The organism is Neisseria sp. P0021.S006, from assembly GCF_051956895.1.
In genome coordinates this window covers 1-606 of sequence record NZ_JBQCWZ010000874.1, presented here as the reverse complement: position 1 = coordinate 606, position 606 = coordinate 1, and the positions used below count along the sequence as shown (strand labels likewise).

1 protein-coding gene is annotated in these 606 nt (G+C 49.2%); it reads left to right on the top strand.

The window, feature by feature from the left end:
• A partial coding sequence (locus tag ACTHUM_RS17625) for a transglycosylase domain-containing protein (protein ID WP_440403639.1) occupies positions 1–606 on the top strand: 606 nt, incomplete at both ends.

Below are 606 nucleotides of genomic sequence, written 5' to 3'. Positions count from 1 at the left end.
AATTGCAATTTTGGTAACCTATCCAAAACTGCCGTCTTGGGACTCTTTACAACACTACAAACCAAAAATGCCGCTGACGATTTATTCTTCAGACGGCCAAGTCATTGGCGTTTACGGCGAGCAACGGCGTGAATTTACCAAAATCGGCGACTTCCCGAAAATTTTGAAAGATGCCGTGATTGCCGCCGAAGACAAACGCTTCTATGACCACTGGGGCGTGGACGTTTGGGGTGTGGCGCGTGCCGCAATCGGCAACGTCATGGCCGGCGGCGTTCAATCCGGTGCCAGTACGATTACGCAGCAGGTTGCCAAAAACTTCTACCTGAGCAGCGAGCGTTCGTTCACCCGTAAATTCAACGAAGCCCTGTTGGCCTACAAAATCGAGCAGTCTTTGAGCAAAGATAAGATTTTGGAGCTGTACTTCAACCAAATCTATTTGGGTCAACGTGCTTATGGTTTTGCCTCCGCCGCCCAAATTTATTTCAACAAAAATGTTAACGAATTAACATTGGCCGAAGCCGCCATGTTGGCCGGCTTGCCTAAAGCACCTTCTGCCTACAACCCGATTGTGAACCCTGAGCGTGCCAAACTGCGTCAGGCTTATAT